This is a genomic window from Mesorhizobium sp. M0830 (genome assembly GCF_040319965.1).
Lineage (GTDB): Bacteria > Pseudomonadota > Alphaproteobacteria > Rhizobiales > Rhizobiaceae > Mesorhizobium.
The window spans coordinates 1-1,279 of sequence record NZ_JAMYOR010000140.1 but is presented as its reverse complement, the minus strand read 5'-3'; the positions used below and the strand labels follow the sequence as shown (position 1 = coordinate 1,279).

General features: G+C 60.4%; 1 protein-coding gene. It reads right to left on the bottom strand.

The window, feature by feature from the left end; all coding sequences use genetic code 11:
- Nucleotides 1–1,164, bottom strand: a complete 1,164-nt coding sequence (locus NKI20_RS33555) for an IS4 family transposase (RefSeq protein ID WP_352838280.1) — start codon at nt 1,162–1,164, stop codon at nt 1–3.
- Nucleotides 1,165–1,279: the final 115 nt, after the last annotated feature.

The window sequence follows — 1,279 nt, the reverse complement described above, 5'->3', positions numbered from 1 at the left end:
TTATTCATATATGAAGGCCATCTGATTGAGGGAGGATCGGTCTCTTGGTCGGCTCGGATTGACCGGCGGCGGCTTATCGATGGCGTTTATTTTTCGCCGCCCGAACAAGTATTGGGCGACCAGCTCTGTGAACCGCAGGATTGGAATGGTGACACCTCGGGCGCGCGCGACGATGCGCAGCAGTGCATAGGCGATCATTGCCGCGAAGAGCTGCAGGCGGATTGCATTGCCGTTGTTGCCCAGGAACTTGCCGATCTTGAGGTGCTGCTTGATCCAGCGGAACAGAAGCTCGATTTGCCAGCGGCCTTTGTAGAGCTGCCCGATCTCGACTGCGGAGCGCTCCATGTCGTTGCTCAAAAGCATGATGGTGTCGCCTTCCTGGCGTTGGATGCGCAGGCGCCGCAGGCGTATCGGCAGCTTGCAAGCGCCCTTGCTGACCAGGTTCACCTCACTGTCTTCCAGGACCAGGAAGCCGTCGCCCTGCGGCTCGGCCACGGGGCGGTTGCACAGCTGCGCCAGCCCCATGTTGGTCTTGGGCCGCGTTACGAAGACCGACCCGGCCTCGGCGATCGCCGTCCACCAGCCATAGTGGCAATAGCCCTTGTCGAACACATAGGTCGCCGCGGGCTCGATGGTGATCCGGCGGCCGATCTGGGCGTCGTTGACGTTGGCGTCGGTGATGTCGAGGACGCGCGGATGGTCGGCCTTCGGGTCATAGACGACATGGACCTTCATGCCGCGGATGCGTCCGTTCGACTTGGCCCACTCGCACAGCTTGCCGAGCGGAATGGGGGTCGAATCGATCAGCCGCAGCATTTCTTTACCCTCTTGCCGCGTCTGCCGGTCGAGCAGGCCCGCCACCAGGCTGAAGGCCTCGGCAAAAATGGCGACCGGGCGCCGTCTGTTGGCATCCGACAAGGTCGAACGCATCAGCGGACCGCTGCCCAGGTGGTAATGATGCTGGCTGTTGGCATTCCAACCGGCTTCCAGGCCACGCAGGCTGTCGCTGCCGCAGAACTGGGCATAGATCAACACCACCAGATGATCCCAACTCCTGAACGATTTGTCGTAGGCATCGCCGTCGTGACGATCCACAATGGCTTGGAATTGACGGCGATCCATGGCTTCAAGAAGCTGCCCGAAGATGCTAGGTGCAAAGCGCATGCCCCGTTCCTTTTCTGAGTCTCGACAACCAGAGAGAAGACGGACAAACCCCGTTTTACGGGGCATGCACATGCGGCATTTCGATTCACTCAAAACTTTCCCCGGACAGCCCTGC